14 protein-coding genes are annotated in these 17,225 nt (G+C 69.3%); 4 read left to right on the forward strand and 10 right to left on the reverse strand.

Annotation, left to right across the window (positions count from 1 at the left end):
* Nucleotides 1-46 precede the first annotated feature (46 nt).
* Nucleotides 47-1,291: a M14 family zinc carboxypeptidase gene (locus BM424_RS03775; protein ID WP_093413689.1), complete on the forward strand. Its 1,245-nt coding sequence runs from the start codon at nt 47-49 to the stop codon at nt 1,289-1,291.
* Nucleotides 1,292-1,423: 132 nt separating this feature from the next.
* Here the strand turns inward: BM424_RS03775 and BM424_RS03780 are convergent, their stop codons facing one another.
* The gene (locus BM424_RS03780; RefSeq protein ID WP_093413690.1) at nt 1,424-2,125 is read right to left on the reverse strand and encodes a DUF6319 family protein; all 702 of its coding nucleotides are present in this window, start codon (nt 2,123-2,125) and stop codon (nt 1,424-1,426) included.
* A 108-nt stretch (nt 2,126-2,233) separates the two neighbouring features.
* Nucleotides 2,234-3,721, reverse strand: coding sequence for a flavin-containing monooxygenase (locus BM424_RS03785; protein ID WP_093413692.1), 1,488 nt, complete (start codon nt 3,719-3,721; stop codon nt 2,234-2,236).
* An 83-nt stretch (nt 3,722-3,804) separates the two neighbouring features.
* Here BM424_RS03785 and BM424_RS03790 point away from each other — a divergent pair, with 83 nt between their 5' ends.
* The 3 genes from BM424_RS03790 to BM424_RS03800 all read left to right on the forward strand — a co-directional run bounded on the left by BM424_RS03790 (nt 3,805) and on the right by BM424_RS03800 (nt 5,868).
* Nucleotides 3,805-4,407: a TetR/AcrR family transcriptional regulator gene (locus BM424_RS03790; protein ID WP_342742586.1), complete on the forward strand. Its 603-nt coding sequence runs from the start codon at nt 3,805-3,807 to the stop codon at nt 4,405-4,407.
* Between the two features lie 219 nt (nt 4,408-4,626).
* Nucleotides 4,627-5,406, forward strand: coding sequence for a hypothetical protein (locus BM424_RS03795; protein WP_139273994.1), 780 nt, complete (start codon nt 4,627-4,629; stop codon nt 5,404-5,406).
* Nucleotides 5,407-5,619: 213 nt separating this feature from the next.
* Entirely contained in the window at nt 5,620-5,868 is a 249-nt protein-coding gene (locus BM424_RS03800; protein ID WP_245775586.1) for a hypothetical protein, read from the forward strand.
* Between the two features lie 78 nt (nt 5,869-5,946).
* Here the strand turns inward: BM424_RS03800 and BM424_RS03805 are convergent, their stop codons facing one another.
* The 8 genes from BM424_RS03805 to BM424_RS03840 all read right to left on the reverse strand — a co-directional run bounded on the left by BM424_RS03805 (nt 5,947) and on the right by BM424_RS03840 (nt 17,145).
* Nucleotides 5,947-8,166, reverse strand: coding sequence for a 3-hydroxyacyl-CoA dehydrogenase NAD-binding domain-containing protein (locus BM424_RS03805; RefSeq protein ID WP_093413695.1), 2,220 nt, complete (start codon nt 8,164-8,166; stop codon nt 5,947-5,949).
* 14 nt (nt 8,167-8,180) lie between these two features.
* Entirely contained in the window at nt 8,181-9,395 is a 1,215-nt protein-coding gene (locus BM424_RS03810) for an acetyl-CoA C-acetyltransferase (RefSeq protein WP_093413696.1), read from the reverse strand.
* Nucleotides 9,396-9,645: 250 nt separating this feature from the next.
* On the reverse strand, nt 9,646-10,962 hold the full coding sequence (locus tag BM424_RS03815; protein WP_093413697.1) for a (Fe-S)-binding protein: 1,317 nt from the start codon (nt 10,960-10,962) through the stop codon (nt 9,646-9,648).
* Entirely contained in the window at nt 10,962-12,203 is a 1,242-nt protein-coding gene (locus tag BM424_RS03820; protein WP_093413699.1) for an FAD-binding oxidoreductase, read from the reverse strand. Before BM424_RS03820 ends, BM424_RS03815 begins: the two co-directional genes overlap by 1 nt.
* The gene (locus BM424_RS03825) at nt 12,203-13,705 is read right to left on the reverse strand and encodes an FAD-linked oxidase C-terminal domain-containing protein (protein WP_093413700.1); all 1,503 of its coding nucleotides are present in this window, start codon (nt 13,703-13,705) and stop codon (nt 12,203-12,205) included. Before BM424_RS03825 ends, BM424_RS03820 begins: the two co-directional genes overlap by 1 nt.
* Before the next feature lie 206 nt (nt 13,706-13,911).
* Nucleotides 13,912-14,775: an oxygenase MpaB family protein gene (locus BM424_RS03830; protein ID WP_245775587.1), complete on the reverse strand. Its 864-nt coding sequence runs from the start codon at nt 14,773-14,775 to the stop codon at nt 13,912-13,914.
* 6 nt (nt 14,776-14,781) lie between these two features.
* Nucleotides 14,782-15,942, reverse strand: coding sequence for an alkaline phosphatase family protein (locus tag BM424_RS03835; protein WP_093413702.1), 1,161 nt, complete (start codon nt 15,940-15,942; stop codon nt 14,782-14,784).
* 60 nt (nt 15,943-16,002) lie between these two features.
* Entirely contained in the window at nt 16,003-17,145 is a 1,143-nt protein-coding gene (locus tag BM424_RS03840; RefSeq protein WP_093414626.1) for an acyl-CoA dehydrogenase family protein, read from the reverse strand.
* Between the last annotated feature and the right edge of the window lie 80 nt (nt 17,146-17,225).

Consider the following 17,225-nt stretch of genomic DNA (forward strand, 5'->3'; position numbering starts at 1 on the left):
AGCGATTTGCCTGAACCGCGTTTCGCCTACGGCAAGGAGTTCGGCAATGCACCGTTTACGAGCACTGGCGCTGGTCGGCGTCGTGGTGGGTGCCGCGTTCGTTCCCTCGACGGCGTCGGCTCCGCACACCGCCGCGGCACCGCCTCCGTGCAGCGAGGAACCGCGGGAGAACCCGATCAGCGAGTTCACCGGCTACGACGAGCTGCTGGTGGAGTTGGACCGCATCGAGCGGGTCAGCCGAGGCCGGGTGGCGGTCGAGGAGGTGGGGACCTCGAACCGGGGGCGCGGCATGATGCTCGCCCGGGTCGGGACGGGCCCGAAGGTCGTGTTCATCACCGCCGAGATCCACGGCAACGAGAAGACCGGCCCGGATGCGCTGCTGGATGTCGTCGACTACCTGGGGACGTCGGATTCGACGGCGGCCCGGCAGATCCGCGACCGGTTGACGGTGGTCGCGATGCCGAAGATCAACCCGGATGCGGCGTCGTTGGATCGGCGGGGCAACGACATGACCTGGCAGGAAGCGCAGGCGCGGTTCCCGCAGCTGGCCGCGTCGCCTCCGCCGTGGAACTACATCACCGATCAGCGCCAAGGTGACGACTACTCGCAACGTCCGGGTTTCGACGTCAACCGCGACTACCACCCGGATCTGGACTACCGGCCGCAGCCGCAGGACTTCCCGGGCAGCAGCGACGAGCCGGGGTGGTTCATCAGCCCGGAAACGCAGACGGTCCGGGACGTCTACAAGCGGCTGCGCGCGGAGTTCGGCGCGGTCGACACCTATGTCGACCTTCATCACCAGGGCGCGTGCTACACGGTGCCGGGTACCGATGACTTCGTGACGATGAGCCTGTCGGGCAAGTTCGTCGCGGACCCGCGCACACCCGAGGGCGCCGCGTTCGCCGAGTTCGGCGACACGTTCCGTCCGGAGTACTCCCGTCAGCTCAACGTGGCCGCCTACAACGCGCTGCAGGACGCGGCCGACCGCAACCCCGACTTCGGCCACATCACCCTGTACCCGCAGGACATCAACCTGCCGGGCACCGGCCTCGGGGCGTTCCAGCTCAACGGCAGCGGCGCGGTGCTGTTCGAGGTCCGCGGGCAGACGCAGACGTTGGGCGAGCAGCACCGGGAGACCCTCACCCAGACCGTCCACATCGGATTGGATGGGATCCTTTCTTCCATCGCCAGCGGTGAGGTGGCCCGGATCGACCCGGCCGAGTACGACCGGATCCCGCCGACGGATCGCGGCGAGCGGACGCTGAGCGGGCCGACCGGCATCGAAGGCTAGATCTCACCCGACGCGCGCTGGAGCGGCGCAGGGGCGTGACAGGAAGGTTCCCATGCTCGCCACCCGCGGGAGCCGCGGTTCCGGTCGGCGTGGGATGAGGACGCTGTCGTCCCGGTGGGGACGACAGCGCGTTCACTCGTCGAGTTCTTCGAGCGCGGCCTGGGCCGCTTCGAGTTCGGCCCGGAGTTGCTCAACGCGGGCCCGGTGCTGTTCGCGAGCGGCTTCGATGAGCGGCTCGACGGCCGCGGCGACGTCGTCGTGCAGGAGTTTCGCCGCCTGCGCGACGGCGTTGGCCGGCACCTGGGTCGATTTGACGAGTTTGCGCTTGGTGTTGGCGACCTCGACGCTCCACTGCCCGTCCTGATCGGCGGTGAGCGTGACCACGGCGCCACCGATCTGCGGCTTGGCCTGTCGCGGCTTGCGGCGCGCGGCAGCGGTGTCACCGGATTTCGCCGCGGGCGAGGGCGTCGACGTGGTCGCGGGAGTCGCTGGTTTGGCAGCGGGCTTCTCGGCCGGTTTCGCCGCAGCGGTCTGGGCGGGCTTGTTCGCCGGGGGCTTCGCCGCCGCGGGTTTGGCCGGTTCCGGCGGGGCCGGCTTCTTGCGCGGCGGCTTGACCTGGGTGACCTCGGCGGTCGAGAAGGACAGCACGTCCTTCGATCCGGCGGGGCGGACTTGGATGAAGTCCCCTTCGGCGGGTTCGCCGAGCGCGATCACCTTGCCGGAGCGACCTTCTTGGACGCCGACGGCAGAGCTGGTGAACCACACGGTCGGTGTGGTTCCCGCGCTGAGTTCCTCGCGGATGGCGCGCAGTTCATCGGACGACAGCGGTGACATCGCCGCCCCTAGCTAGGGTGCGCTCCGGACGGAGCTGCTCGACAGTGACTCGATCACTATATCGAACGCTCGTGCGAAGGTTCAACCGGGGGCGGCGAGTCGATCACCTCAGCGGGCCGCGACCTCGTAGTCGGCGTAGTCGACCTTCCTGGTGCGCATCCAGTACTTCCAGGTGAAGCCCGGCCACAGGGTGCGGTTCACGCCGTTCTCGTCGAGGTACCAGCTGCGGCAGCCGCCGACCGACCAGACCTCTCCGCCGAGCTCGCCGTGGAGCTCCTGGCTGAAGGCGTCCTGCACGGGCTGACGCACGTCGACCTGCCCGATCTCACCCCGGTGGATGCGGCGGATGCAGTCGATCACGTAGTTCAGCTGGGATTCGATCATGAACACGACCGAGTTGTGCCCGAGCCCGGTGTTCGGCCCGAGCAGGAAGAACAGGTTGGGGAACCCGGAAACGGTGATGCCGAGGTAGGTCTCGGCCCCGTCGCGCCAGGTGTCCTGGAGCTTGCGCCCTTCGCGCCCGACGATGGCGAGGTGGTCGTAGGCGTCGGTGACGTGGAACCCGGTGCCGTAGATGATGGCGTCGACCTCGTGCTCCTGGCCGTCGCCGGTGACCACCGAGTTCTTCCGCACCTCGGCGACACCGCTGGTGTCGACGTCGACGTTGGGCCGGTTGAGCGCCGGGTAGTAGTCGTTGGACAGCAGGATGCGCTTGCAGCCCATCGAGTAGTCCGGCGTGACGGCTTCGCGCAGCTTCGGGTCGGAGATGGTCTTGCGGATGTAGCGCTTGGACAGCCACTCGGCCGCCTTGCCCAGGCGCTTGTTGAACACCGCGAAGTAGCGGGCCTCGAGAATCCAGTACACGGCGGCGCGCGCCGCCCGCTGCGTGAGCGGCACGGTGCGGAACAGCTTCTTGACCGACTCGGGGATCGGGCGGTCGGGCTTGGGCTGGATCCACGGGGGCGTGCGCTGGAACAGGTGCAGCTTCGCGGCCTTCTCGGCGACGCGCGGCACGAACTGGATGGCGCTCGCACCGGTGCCCACGACGGCGACGCGCTTGCCGGTCAGGTCGTAGTCGTGGTTCCACTGCGCCGAGTGGAAGATCTCGCCCTCGAAGTCCTGCACGCCCGGCAGGTCCGGGTAGCTGGGGATGTGCAGGGCGCCGACGCCGGAAACCAGGGCGCGGCCGACGTATTCGGTCCCGTCAGCGGTGGTGACCAGCCAGGTCTTGCTCTGCTCGTCGTACTCGGCACCGGTGAATTCGACGCCGTGGTGGACGTGTTCGCGGACCTGGTACTTGTCCGCGCAGTAGCTCAGGTAGTCGTTGATCTCGCCCTGCTCGGCGAACAGCCGCGACCAGTTCGGGTTCTGCTCGAACGAGAACGAGTACATCAGCGAGGGGACGTCGCAGGCGCAGCCCGGGTAGGTGTTGTCGCGCCACGTTCCACCGAGACCATCGGACTTCTCCAGCACGATGAAGTCATCGATGCCGGCCTGCTTGAGCTTGATCGCCATGCCGAGACCGGAGAAACCGGTTCCGACGATGACCACCGAAGTCTCGTATCGACGCTGGCCAGGCGACTGCCTCTGCACCATCAGAGCCCCTCCTCGGACACCGGCACGCTAACTACTCGGGAGTAGGCTACTACGAGTAGGTTACCTGCGGTAGGGTTGATTTCGTGACGAGCTCTCCTGCAGTGGGCGCCCGCAAGCGGATGTCCCGCGCCGAACGCGAGGCGCAGATCCTGGAAGTCGCCGAGCGGGTCTTCGCCAACGACGGCTACCAAGCGAGCTCGATGGACGACATCGCAGGTCAAGTGGGCCTGTCCAAGCCGATGCTCTACGAGTACTTCGGCTCCAAGGAGGGCCTTCTGCTCGCCTGCCTGCGGCGTTCCAAGCGCGAGCTGCTCGAGGTCACCAGCCGGGCCGCCGCCCACGCCACCGGCCCGGAGCAGCTGCTCTACGACTGCATGCTGGCCTTCTTCCGCTTCGGCGACGAGCACCAGCAGGCCTGGGCGCTGCTGCGCAACGAGTTCTCCATCCCCAACGCCTCGGTCAACTCCGAGCTGGAGGCCATCCGCATCCAGCAGCGCGACTTCACCGCGGACCTGCTGCGCCAGGTCCGCGACGACCTCGACGACGAGCAGGCCGAGGCCTACGCGGAGGCGATCATCGGAGCCAGCGAGCGACTGGCGCTGTGGCGGGAGAACCGTCCGGAGGTCACGGCCGAGAAGGCCACCGAGCACGTGATCGCGCTGTTCGCCCCCGGCCTCGGCTTCTGATCAGCGGCGCCGACCGGCACAAGGGAACCTTCCTGTCATCACCCGGCCCACGCCGACCGGTCCTGACCGGCGCAAGGGAACCTTCCTGTCACAGCCCCGAGCGGAACGGGCACATTCACTCGTTCGGGCTGCATTGGTCGATCATGACTCAAGATCCTTAACAGCGTCTCCGATGTCGAGTCAGCCGTGCCAACACCTCTGACTCGAGGAGATCCAATCTTGCGCTCCTGGACCACGCGCACTGTGAAGGCGGCCGTCATGGCCGCGGGCCTCGCCACCGTCGGCACCGGTGCCGCGAACGCGGCGGGAACCACCGACATCGACAAGCCCGACCTCTCGTCCGTGCCGGACGAGATCACCGCGGAGATCCCGGCCAACGCCTGCCAGATGCAGGAAGGCCCGTCGTTCAGCTCGACCAAGGCGCCGTGCGCCGACACGCAGCTGAACGTGAGCTCGCCGAACGTCGTCAAGAAGGTCGGCGTGGACATCACCAAGACCGCCCACGGCGTCGCCGGCGAGCTGCAGGACGGCCGCCCGGTGCTCGCGCCGGGCAAGCCCAACCAGGTCCTCGGGCACGTTTTCGCCGAGACCACGCGGCTTTCGAAGATGACCAAGACCCGTCCGACCGTGAGCGGTTCGGTCACCCCGGGCCACCTCGGCGTGGTGTACGAGCACACGCCCGACGCGGCGCTGCTGGACACCGAGATCGGCCCGCGCGAGCCCAACCACCAGGGCTTCTCGGCGCTGGACACCGCGGTGGCGCTGACCGCCGCCCAGGGCTACGAGTCCGAGCCGGTGAGCAACCCGGTGGCGCTGGTCGCCCCGACGCTCAACAACAACCCGCTGCAGACCTCCGGCGAGCCGGTGACGCTGCCCAAGCCCAGCGACGTGCTGCCCGCCGCGCAGAAGGCTCCGGTGCTGTCCGAGGTCGACAAGGCCGTGGGCGGCGTGGCGGACGCTCCGCTCCAGCGGATTACCGGCGTCCTGCCGCAGAACTGAGAACCCCGCGGTTTCAGCTGAAATGAAAGGCCATAGTGGAATGTCCGGTTCGCGTCACTCCATCGAGGGTATTCGGCTGAAAACGCCCTTCTGAGTTCGACTTGGGCGCGCGCCATGTCGCAGACTCTGCCGCGCGACTCAGGCGAAGAGCAGAAATTCCCTGTGCCGCAAGGGTTCATCCCTGAAGAACAGTCATCCATAAGGAGAACGACAGTGCGTACCGCTGCACGTATCGCCGGCGTCGCCGGCGCCGCCACCGCCATGCTGGCCCTGGCCGGCCCGGCGTTCGCCGACAGCGCGGACAACGAGGGCGTCAACGGGGCGAACGACAACAACATCAGCGCCGTTCCGGTGCAGCTGTGCGGAGACAACGTCGCCGTTCTCGGCGCGGTTGTCCCGGTCCTGTCGCCGCAGACCCCGCAGTGCGTCAACGCCCCGGTCGTGGACCACCCCGAGGGCTGAGCTCGCTGATCGAGCAACGAGGCGCCGGGTCCGAATCGGACCCGGCGCCTCGTCTTGTCAGCTCACCATCGTGTCACGTCACTGGGCCGACGTGAAGTTCACGATCTCCGAGTCGGGTTCGCCGATGTCGAACGGCTCGCCGTTGGCGGCGCGCTTGACCAGCGACTCCGGCGGCTGGAACCGGTCGCCGTAGCGCTCCGCGAGTTCGCGGGAGCGGGCGACGAAACCGGCCAGACCGCCCGGGTATCCGTTCATGTACTGCACGACACCACCGGTCCACGGCGGGAAACCGATGCCCATGATCGACCCGATGTTGGCGTCCGGCACCGAGGTCAGCACGCCCTCGTCGAGGCACTTCACGGTCTCCAGGGCCTCCGCGAACAGCATCCGCTCCCGCAGGTCGACCAGGTCGACCTGCGACGGGTCGGCGTCGGCGGAACCGAAGTGCTCCACCAGACCCGGCCACAGCCCGGCGCGCTTGCCGTCGGCGTAGTCGTAGAAACCGGCACCACCGGACTTGCCGGTGCGGCCGAACTCGTCGACCATCCGGTCGATGATCTGCTCGGCCGGGTGCGGATCCCACGTGCCACCGGCCGCTTCCACGGCGGCCTTGGACTCGTCGCGGATCTTGCGCGGCAGCGTCAGGGTCAGCTCGTCGAACAGCTGCAGCACCGGCGCCGGGTAGCCGGCCTGCGAGGAGGCCTGCTCGATGGAAGCCGGGTGCACGCCCTCGGCCAGCATCGCCACGCCCTCGTTGATGAAGGTGCCGATGACGCGGCTGGTGAAGAAGCCGCGGCTGTCGTTGACCACGATCGGCGTCTTCTTGATCTGCTGCACGACGTCGAAAGCCCGGGCCAGGGCTCGTTCGCTGGTCTGCTTGCCCGAGATGATCTCGACCAGCGGCATCTTGTCGACCGGCGAGAAGAAGTGCAGACCGATGAAGTCCTCCCGGTTGCGCACGCCTTCGGCGAGGTCGGTGATCGGCAGCGTCGAGGTGTTCGAGCACAGCAGCGCGTCGCCGTCGACGACGTCCTGGATCTCGCCGAAGACCTGGTGCTTGAGCTTGAGGTTCTCGAAGACCGCCTCGATGACCAGGTCGCAGCCCGACAGCGGCTCCACCTGGTCGGTCGGGGTGATGCGACCCAGCAGCTCGTCGCCCTGCTCCTGCGTGGACCGGCCGCGGGCGACGGCCTTCTTTACGAGCTTGACCGAGTAGTCCTTGCCCTTCTCGGCGTTCTCCAGCGAGACGTCCTTGAGCACGACCTGCATGCCGGCCTTGGCGCAGACGTAGGCGATGCCGGCGCCCATCATGCCGCCGCCGAGCACCGCGACCTTCTTCGCCTGGAACTGCGGCACACCGTCGGGGCGGCTGCCACCGGCGTTGATGTGCTGGAGGTCGAAGAAGAACGCCTTGCTCATGTTCTTCGCGGTCTGGCCGGTGACCAGTTCCACGAAGTAGCGGCCCTCGATGTCCAGGGCGGTGTCGAAGTCGACCTGGCTGCCCTCGACCGCGGCGGCCATGATGTTGCGCGGCGCCGGCATGGGGGCGCCCTTGAGCTGCTTGCGCAGGTTGGCCGGGAACGCGGGCAGGTTCGCCGCGAACTTCGGGTTCGACGGGGTGCCGCCGGGGATCTTGTAGCCGGCGGTGTCCCACGGCTGGGCGGCCTCGGGGTTGGCCTTGATCCACTCCTTGGCCTTGGACAGCAGGTCCTCGGGAGTGTCGACGATCTCGTGGATCAGGCCGGTCTTGAGCGCCTTCTCCGGGCGCAGCTGCTGGCCCTGCAGCAGCACGCCCATCAGCGCCTCGGCGATGCCCATGAGGCGCACGCTGCGCACCACACCGCCGGCGCCCGGCAGCAGGCCCAGGCTGACCTCGGGGAACCCGAAGCGGGCCTTGGGGTTGTTCAGCGCGATGCGGTGGTGGCAGGCCAGCGCGATCTCCAGGCCGCCGCCGAGGGCGGTGCCGTTGAGCGCGGCGACGACGGGCTTGCCGAGGGTTTCCAGGCGGCGCAGCTGCTTTTTGACGTTGGCGGTGGTGGCGCCGACGGATTCGGCGTCGTCCGGCCGGGCCTGGATGAGTTCGCGCAGGTCACCGCCCGCGAAGAAGGTCTTCTTCGCGGAGGTGAGGACCACGCCGGTGATGCTGTCGCGCTCGGATTCCAGGCGGTCGAGGACCGCGTCCATGCTCGCCTGGTAGCGCAGGTTCATGGTGTTGGCCTGCTGCTGGGGGTCGTCCAGGGTCAGCACGACGATGCCGTCGGCGTCGGATTCCCAGCGGATGGTGTTCTGCTCGCTCATGTCTGATGTGCCCCTCAGCCGATCCGTTCGACGATGGTCGCGATCCCCATGCCGCCGCCGACGCACAGCGTCGCGAGGCCGTACCGGAGGTTGCGGCGTTCGAGCTCGTCGATGACGGTGCCCAGGATCATGGCGCCGGTGGCGCCCAGCGGGTGGCCCATGGCGATCGCACCGCCGTTGACGTTGACCTTGTCGTGGTCGACGCCGAACTCCTTCATGAACTTCAGCGGCACCGCGGCGAACGCCTCGTTGATCTCGATCAGGTCGATCTGCTCGATGCTCATGTCGGCCTTGGCCAGAGCCTTGCGCACGGCCGGGCCAGGACCGGTGAGCATGATCGTCGGGTCGGCGCCCGACAGGGCGGCGGCCACGATGCGGGCGCGCGGCTTGAGACCGGTGCGCTGACCGAGGCTCTCGCTGCCGATCAGGGCGAGCGCGGCGCCGTCGACGATGCCCGAGGAGTTGCCCGGGGTGTGGACGTGGTTGATCCGCTCGACCCAGTGGTACTGCTGCAGCGCGACGGCGTCGAACCCGCCCATCTCGCCGATGTCGGCGAAGGAGGGCTTGAGCCCGCCGAGGGAGTCGGCGGTGGTGCCGGCGCGGATGTGCTCGTCGCGGTCGAGGACGGTCGTGCCGTTGCGGTCCTTGACCGGGACGACCGAGCGGGCGAAGCGGCCGTCGGCCCAGGCCTTGGCGGCCCGGTCCTGCGATTCGGCCGCGTAGGCGTCGACGGTGCCGCGGTCGAAGCCTTCGAGGGTGGCGATGAGGTCCGCGCCGATGCCCTGCGGGACGAATCCGGTCGCGTAGTTGGTCTCCGGGTCCATCGCCCAGGCGCCGCCGTCGGAGCCCATGGAGACGCGCGACATGCTCTCCACGCCGCCGGCGAGGACGGCGTCCTCCCAGCCGGAGCGGACCTTCTGCGCGGCGATGTTGACGGCTTCCAGGCCGGAGGCGCAGAAGCGGTTCAGCTGCACGCCCGCGACCGTGTCGGGCAGACCCGAGGCGATGGCCGCGGTCTTGGCGATGTCGCCGCCCTGGTCGCTCACCGGCGAGACCACGCCGAGGACGACGTCATCGATCAGCGCGGGATCGAGCTCGGGGTGGCGGCGCTGCAGCTCCTCGATCAGGCCGACGGTCAGGGAGATGGGTTTCACCCCATGCAACGACCCGTTTTTCTTTCCACGACCCCGCGGTGTGCGGATCGCGTCGTAGACGAACGCCTCGGACATGTGTGGCGTGCCTCCTCATTGCGGCAGGTGCTCCACTCAGAGTGTGACACCAATGCTGTCACAGTCAATGACAATCCTGATCCGGTCGGGACGGAGCGGGCGGTGTTGGGAGCATGGGAACCTTTCGTTCACCTTCCCCCGCCACCGGCGCCCGGCAACTCGACACGCGGGTTCCCTTGCCCGACCGCACACCCGCCTCAACGACGAAGCGGGGACGCCGCAACGGCGCCCCCGCTTGCCGTCACCGACATCACGTCAGCAGCGACTCCACGCCCGCACCGCGGATCGAGGCGTCGAGCACCTGGACCGTGTGCGCCATCGCCATGGTCTCGTCGCGCCGCTCCAGCGCCGTGCGGATCTGCATGGAGCAGCCGGGGTTGGCCGTGACCAGCAGTTGCGCGCCGGTGTCGAGCACGTTGGCGGCCTTGCGGTCGCCGAGTTCACGGGCGGGTTCGGGCTGCAGGAGGTTGTAGACGCCCGCCGAGCCGCAGCACAGCTCGGCGCGGTTGATCTCGCTGAGCTCCAGGCCCGGGATGGCGCGCAGCAGTTCGCGCGGCTGCGACCGGATGCCCTGGCCGTGGGCCAGGTGGCACGCGTCGTGGTAGGCGACCTTCACCGGCAGCGGGTGCCGCTCGGCGACCGGGCCGAGTTCCACCAGCAGTTCGGCGATGTCGCGCACCTTCGCTGAGAACCGCTCGGCCTTCTCCCGGTACACCGGGTCGTCCTGGAGCAGTCGCGGGTACTCCTTGAGCGTGGAGCCGCAGCCCGCGGAGTTGATGACCACGTGGTCCACGCCGGCCGCTTCGAAGCTGTCGAGCAGGGCGCGGGCGAAGTTCACCGCTTCGGTTTCGCGGCCCGAGTGCTCGCTGAGCGCACCGCAGCAGCCCTGGGAGGGCGGGACGACGACGTCGCAGCCCTCGGCGGCGAGGATGCGGGCGGTGGCCGCGTTGACGTCCGGGAAGAACGCCGATTGGACGCAGCCGGTGATCATGCCGACGGTGGCGCGCTTGGCCGAGCGGGCCGGGATCCGCTCGGGGAGTTTCTCGGCGCGGTTGATCGGCGGCGCGAGCGATTCCATGACCTGCAGCCCTGCGGGCAGCTTGGCCATCAGCCCGGTGCGCTTGAGCAGTCGTCCCAGGCGGGTGCGCTGGTAGAGCGCGAGCGGGCCGCGCATGGCGCGCAGCCGCTTCGGGTACGGGAAGAGCGTGAAGATGATGGTGCGCATCAGCCTCTCGAAGCGGCCGCGCTCGTGGTGGCGTTCGACCTGCGCGCGCGTTTCGGTGATCAGCGTGCCGTACTGCACGCCGGACGGGCACGCGGTCACGCAGGCCATGCAGCCCAGGCAGGCGTCGAAGTGCTCGACCATGTTGTCGGTGAGCGGTTCGCCTTCGAGACCTTCCTTCATCAGGTAGATGCGCCCGCGCGGCGAGTCCATCTCCTCGCCCCACAGGTCGTAGGTGGGGCAGCTGGGCAGGCAGAACCCGCAGTGCACGCAGTCGTCGATGAGTTCGCGCTGCGGCGGGTGAAAGGCGTCGAAGGCTCCGGGGCGGGCCGGGGTCTCGGTCATCAGATTCCTCCCACGAACCGGCCGGGGGCGAGCCGGTGTTGCGGATCGAACTGGTCCTTGGTGCGGCGCATCAGCGCGAGCGGTCCGGCGGCGACCGGTCCCCACGGGTCCACGGCCCGCAGGACTTCGCGCGGGGCTCGTTCGAGCACCGCGTAGTCGCCGCGGTCGCGCAGTCGCGAGGTGAGCCGGGCGATCGCGGCGGGGTCGGTGTCGGCGGGCAGGCCCAGGTGCAGGACGCCGAGCCCGATCGCGCCGCGCACCGCGACCGGCAGGTCGCCGGAGAGCTGTTCGACGGCGGCGAGCAGCTCGGCCATGGCGGTGGGTTCGGCGCCGACGCGCAGCCCGGTGCCGTCGGGGGTGAAGGGATGCTTCCCCCACCACTGCGGTGGCTGGTCGAGGACGTCGCCTCCGATCTCGGCCGCCAGTTCCAGTGCGCGGGCGTGGGTGGCAGAAGGGCGTCCTTCCACCTGTCCGCACACGGTGATGGGACCTTCCGCGGGACGGTCGACCTCGATGGCGGTCGGCATCGCCTGCGAGTGGCGGATGGCGGCCGCGGCGTCGGCCGCGGTCGCGGTGTCGTCGGTGGTGACGGTGATCCACCTGTGCTCGGCGGCGACGGGGTGCAGCCGGAAGACGGCTTCGGTGATGACGCCGAGGGTGCCGAAGGATCCGGTGTAGAGCTTGCAGAGGTCGTAGCCGGCGACGTTCTTGACGACCTTGCCACCCGCGGTGGTGACGGTGCCGTCGGCGAGCACGACGGTGATGCCGATCAGCAGGTCCCGCACGCCGCCGAACAGGTGCCTGCACGGCCCGGAGTTCGCGGTGGCGATGACGCCGCCGACGGTGGCGGACTCGATGGGCTGGTCGATGGCCAGTTGTTGCCCGCCGCTGCGGACGGCGCGGTTGATCTCGGCGATGGGGGTGCCGGCCAGCGCGTGCACGACGAGGTCGCCCGCGGCGTGTTCGACGATCTTGTTGGCCGGTGAGACGTCCAGCAGCAGGTCGACGTCCTGGGGTGGGGCGCCCCAGTCGAGTTTGCTGCCGGAGCCCTTGGGCACGACGCGCAGTTGGTGTTCGGCGGCGACCTTCATCGCGGCCGCTGCTTGTTCGGTTCCCTCCACTGCGGCGACCAGGGAGTGGCCGATGCCGTGCTGGTCCTGCTCGGTGGCCGCGCGGACGTGGTCGGCGCCGAGGGCGGCGACCAGGGCGTTGTGGGCGGCGTCGGTGGTCTTCGTGGGCATCAGAACTGGTCCGCCAATCCCGCTTCGGTCAGGGGGTGCACGCCGCGGCGCCGGCCCGGTGCTTCGCCGCATAGCCGGGGTGTCGGGAAGACCTTGCCGGGGTTGCAGATCCCGACCGGGTCGAAGGCGCAGCGCACCCGCTGCATGGTGTCGAGGTCGTCGGCGGTGAACATGCGGCCCATGTACTTGACCTTGTCCGCCCCGACGCCGTGCTCGCCGGTGATGGAGCCGCCGTGCTCGATGCACAGGTCGAGGATCGCGCCGGAGACGGCTTCGGCGCGTTCGCCCGCGCCGGGTTCGGCGTCGTCGAAGAGCACCAGCGGGTGCAGGTTGCCGTCACCGGCGTGGAAGACGTTGGCCACGCGCACACCGGATTCGCTGGACAGGCGGGCGATGCGGCCCAGCACCTCGGGCAGCGCGGTGCGCGGGATGACCCCGTCCTGAACGATGTAGTCGGGGCTGATGCGACCCACGGCGGCGAAGGCCGATTTGCGGCCCTTCCAGATCATGGCCCGTTCGGTGTCGTCGGCGGCGACGCGGATCTCGAAGGCGCCGTGGGCGCGGCAGTGCCGTTCAACTTCGGTGAAGGTGTGCTCGACTTCGGCCGCGGGACCGTCGAGCTCCACAACCAGCACGGCCCCGGCTCCGGCGGGATATCCGCACTGCACGGCCTGTTCGGCGGCTTCGATGGCGAGGGCGTCCATCATCTCGATGGCCGCGGGCGTGACGCCGTCGGCGATGATGGCCGACACCGCGCCGCCCGCTTCGTCGGTGGAGGGGAACCCGGCGAGCAGGGTTTGCACGGATTCCGGTTTGCGCAGCAGCCGCACGGTGATCTTGGTGACGACACCGAGGGTCCCTTCGCTGCCGATGAAGGCCCCCAGCAGGTCGTAGCCGGGAGCTTCGCGCGCATCCGACCCGAGTTCGACGAGCTCTCCGTCGGGGGTGACCACTTCGATGCCGAGGATGTGGTTGACGGTGAACCCGTACTTCAGGCAGTGCGCGCCGCCGGAGTTCTCGGCGACGTTGCCGCCGACCGAGCACACCTGCTGGCTGGAGGGGTCGGGGGCGAAGTAGTAGCCGTGCGGCGCAGCGGCCTTGGTGACGTCGAGGTTGATCACGCCGGGTTCGACGACGGCGCGTTCGTTGGCGGTGTCGATCTCCAGGATGCGGCGCATCTTGGAGGTGACGATCAGAACTCCGGAGGAGTGCGGGAGCGCCCCTCCGGACAGGCCGGTTCCGGATCCTCGCGCGACGAAGGGGATCTCGTGCGCGGCGCAGGTTCGCACGACGTCGCGGATCTGCTCGGCGGTCTCGGGCAGCACGACCACGGCCGGCACGACCCGGTGGCTGGCGAGTCCGTCGCATTCGTAGGTCCGCAGCCGCTGCGGATCGGTGATCACCGCCCCGTCGGGCAACGCCGCGCGGAATTCCCCTATCGCGGTGTCCAGCGCGGCCGGACCTCCCGCCGCGCGCTCGGCTTCGACACTGGCCGACTGCATCGTTCAGCCTCCCGGGAAACTTCCGCCTGGCAGAAAAGTGGTTCCGTGAAAGGAAATCCTAGGTTGCTCACAACATAGATACAAGAGGTGGACAAGATGCGCGTGCTCATCCCGAGTGTGCCCGAATATGCACTTCACAGACGATCTCCGCAGGCCGGGAGCACCGAGGGAAGTGGAAGAAAGGTTCCCTTCCTCCCGCCCCGCCGCTAGAGCTCGGCCAGCGCCCGGGTGGAAGGAAAGGCCCCTTCCCCCATCCGCTCCACCGCGCGCAGCACGTGCCCGCTGGGGAACCGGTAGCGCAGCCGGTCGGGCACCGCCTTGCCCGCGGCGCGGAACGCCCGCGCGCCCGAGGTGGTGACGGCGGACGGCAACGCCTTCCGGCCGTGCAGGTCGTGCGCCCAAGCCGGCAGCAGGGAGTACGCCAGGCGCCCGATCGGCAGATAGCCGGCGTTCAGCGGGCGCCAGCGCCTGCTGCGCAACGGGTGGTGCAGGAACCGGAACACGACCTCCGATTCGGCCGTGCGCGCCAGCTCCGGGCGCACCCGCCGGGAGTAGGCGTCCATCTCGGCGCGCGAACCCGGGACCTGCTGCGGGTCGAGTCCCACGAGCTCGGCCGACCGGCGCTGCTCGTCGAGGTAGCGGTCGTGCTGGGCGTCGGTGATCGGAAAACCCGCCCGCCGCACCACTTCGGCGAAGGTGGCGACCTCCGCGCAGTGCACCCACAGCAGCAGGTCCGGGTCGTCGAGCCGGATCCGCTCGCCCGTCCTCGGATCGGTGGCGCTCAGCACCCGGTGCACGTGACGGACGCGTTCGGCCGCGGCAGCGGCCTTGTCGGTGGTGCCGTAGGTGGCGACGCCGACGAAATCGCTGGTGCGGCGCAACCGGCCGATCGGGTCCTGCTGGAACCGCGAGTTCTGCACCACCGCCGCCACCGCCCGGGGGTGCAAGGCCTGCAGGAAGAGGCTGCAGATCCCCGCGATCCACATCGTCGGATCACCGTGCAGCTGCCAGGTCACCGTTCGCGGCCCGAACAAGCCCTCGTCGAGCATCGGGACCCCGTCATCGGCCATCGGGACTCAGCCTCCCGTCACCAGCACGGGCACCAGCTGTTCGGCGGCGGTCAGGGAACCGTGGTGGCCGCGCAGCGCCGACTCCCCCGGCTCGTGCACGGACCGGATCACCCCGCCGCTTCGCATGATCGCCAGCACGTCACCGATGCGTGGCCGCATCTGCGCCGACACCGGGCCGAAGTAGCCCTCGTCGATGGCCTGCTCCCCGGTCATCACCGCACCGGCGGCGCCGATGGTGTCCCGCCACGCGGCGAGCACGTCGTCGCGCGCGCCCGGCCGCGCGTAGACCTGGCGGACGCGGACCTCGCCACCGATCAGCCGAACCCCGTCGCTCAGCGCGGGATCGGCGTCGGCGTCGATGGCCTCGGCCGGGTCGAGGTCGACCATGCCGTGGTCGGCGACGACGCCGAGCACCGCTCCCGGCGGGAGCGCCTCGGCGATCATCTGCACGAATGCGTCGATCTGCCGCAACTGCATGCGCCACTGGATCGACCCGGGCCCGTGGATGTGACCCAGCAGGTCAACACCGCCGTGGTAGCCGTAGCAGAGGGCCGGGCCCCGGCTCTGGGCCGCGGCGAGGAGTTCCGCGGCGAGGTCACCGAGCTCCCGCACACCGCGGAACGCGGCGCCGCGCATCGAGGCCCTGGTCAGCCCGGTGCCTTCGAAGTGCCCCGGCACGGCGGTGCGCACGTCCACGCCCGCGGCCGCAGCGCGTTCCAGCACGGTGGCGTGCGGCTGGACCTGCTCCGGTGGCCACTTCTCGATCATGTCGCCGCGCTCGTCGCCGGCGCCGCCGGGGGCGCTGCGCACCGTCCAGCTCAGCGGGTGCAGCAGACCGCCGCCCGGTTCGGCGAAGGTGTAGCCGACGAGCCCGTGCTCTCCCGCGCACCGGCCGGTGGCCAGCGAGGTGATGCTGGTGACGGTGGTGGTGGGGAACCCCGCTGTCAGCGGCGGCGCGCTCTGCAGGCTCGACAGGAACGGGGCATCGGCGGCGTGCTCGCGCAGCAGCTCGTGGCCGAGCCCGTCGATGAGCAGCACCAGCGCGGTGCGGCACGGCGGGATGCCGATGGTGTCGGTGAAGCCCTCGACGTCCAGCGCGGACAGCATCGAGGGCAGGACGTCGCGCAGCGCACGACCGTTGGGATCGGGGGCGACGATCCAGTCCACGGCTCGCCTCCTTCTCGGCGGGGCGCGGTGACCGGCGGGCGCCGGTCACCGCCGGCACCGTCAGAATCCCATGGACCGGCCGATGATCTCCTTCATGATCTCGGTCGTGCCGCCGTAGATGGTCTGCACCCGGGAGTCCAGGTAGGCCTTGGCCACCGGGTACTCGGTCATGTAGCCGAACCCGCCGTGCAGCTGCAGGCAGCGGTCGATGACGCGCTTGTTGAGCTCGCTGAGCCACCACTTGGCCATCGCGGCGTGCTCGACGCTGAGCTCACCGCGCACGTGGTCGCGCACGCAGCGGTCGGCGAAGACCTGGCCGATCTCGACCTCGGTGGCCATCTCGGCGAGCTCGAACCGGGTGTTCTGGAACTTGCCGATAGGGCGTCCGAAAGCGGTGCGCTCGCGGCAGTAGTCCTTGGTGAGCTCGAGGATCTTGGTGGCCGAGGCGATGGCGGCGACGCCGATCGACAGGCGTTCCTGCGGTAGGTTCTGCATCAGGTAGACGAAGCCCTGCCCTTCCTCGCCGAGGAGGTTGCGGGCGGGGACGCGGACGTCGTGGAAGAACAGCTCGGCGGTGTCCTGCGACTTCTGGCCGATCTTGTCGAGGTTGCGGCCGCGTTCGAAGCCGGGCATGTCGCGTTCGACGACCAGCAGGCTGATGCCCTGGTGACCCGCGTCGGGATCGGTGCGGGCCACCACGATCACCAGGTCGGACATGATGCCGTTGCTGATGAAGGTCTTCTGCCCGTTGAGCACGTACTCGTCGCCGTCGCGGATCGCGGTGGTGCGGATGCCCTGGAGGTCGCTGCCCGCGCCGGGTTCTGTCATGGCGATGGCCGAGATGAGCTCACCGGAGCAGAAACCGGGCAGCCAGCGGCGCTTCTGCTCGTCGTTGGCGAGGTTCATCAGGTAGGGGGCGACGATGTCGTTGTGCAGGGGCGATCCGAACCCGGAAACGCCTGCCGCGACGAGTTCCTCGTTGAACACGACGTTGAACCGGAAGTCGTCGACTCCCCCGCCGCCGAACTCGTCGTCGACGGCGAAACCGAGCAGCCCCTGGGCGCCGGCGGCGCGCCAGGCCTGCCTGCTGACCTGACCGGCTTCTTCCCACTCCGGCACGTGCGGGACGAGTTCCTTGGTGACGAAGGTCCGGACCGTGTCGCGGAACGCCTCGTGCTCGGGCTCGAACAACTCCCTGCGCATCATCACGCAATCCCTTTCGTTCGTGGTGGGCGGTGCGAGGAAGGGAACCTTCCTGTCACGGGCCGCCCGCGAGGCCGCTT

Origin of the sequence: Saccharopolyspora flava (assembly GCF_900116135.1) — a bacterium.
GTDB classification, from domain to species: domain Bacteria; phylum Actinomycetota; class Actinomycetes; order Mycobacteriales; family Pseudonocardiaceae; genus Saccharopolyspora; species Saccharopolyspora flava.